This is a genomic window from Pseudonocardia sp. GCM10023141 (assembly GCF_042653605.1).
Genome location: NZ_JBHSIR010000095.1, coordinates 1 through 757, shown reverse-complemented (window position 1 = coordinate 757; position 757 = coordinate 1). Strand labels below are relative to the sequence as shown.

Here is a 757-nt window from a genome sequence, read left to right as displayed (position 1 = left end):
CTCCAGCTCGACCCGCATCCCGCGGACCTTGACCTGGTAGTCCGCGCGCCCGACGAACTCCAACATCCCGTCGGCCGTCCAACGACCCAGATCACCGGTGCGGTAGAGCCGCTCACCCGGGCCGCGGAACGGATCGGCGACGAACCGTCTCGCCGTCAGCGCGGGGGAACCCACGTAGCCACGGCCCAGCGGCAACCCGCCGACATACAACTCACCCACCACACCCGGCGGCACCGCCACCAACCCAGAATCCAACACATACGTCCGCGTATTCGGATTCGGCGCACCAATCGTCACCCGATCCCGCCGCGCCCCACCCCGATACGCCAGATGCGACACCCCGATCGTCGCCTCCGCCGGACCATAACCATGATGCATCACCACATCCGCAAAAACCAACCGGAACCGATCGAACAACTCCGGCGTCAACACCTCACCACCACACCACACATGCCGCAACACACCCGCCGCCCCACCCACAGCCGGCATCCGCAACCACATGTCCAACATCGACGACACCACATACACAAACGAAACGCGCTCCCGCACCACCAGATCCAGCAGATACTCCGCATCCCGCTCACCACCCGGCTCCGCCACCACCACCACACCACCAGTGGCCAACGGCAAGAACACCTCATTCACCGAAATATCAAACCCCATCGGCGCCTTGAACAACGCCCCATCCCCCGGACCAAAACCCAACAAACCCCGCTGCCACCGCAACCGCGACGCAATCGACCAATGCCGAATCATC

At 64.1% G+C, this 757-nt stretch carries 1 protein-coding gene; it reads right to left on the bottom strand.

What is annotated here, in order from left to right; all coding sequences use genetic code 11:
• Positions 1 to 756 (bottom strand): AMP-binding protein (locus ACFPFQ_RS48225; protein WP_379630058.1); only part of this gene is annotated, 756 nt, incomplete at its 3' end.
• Position 757: the final 1 nt, after the last annotated feature.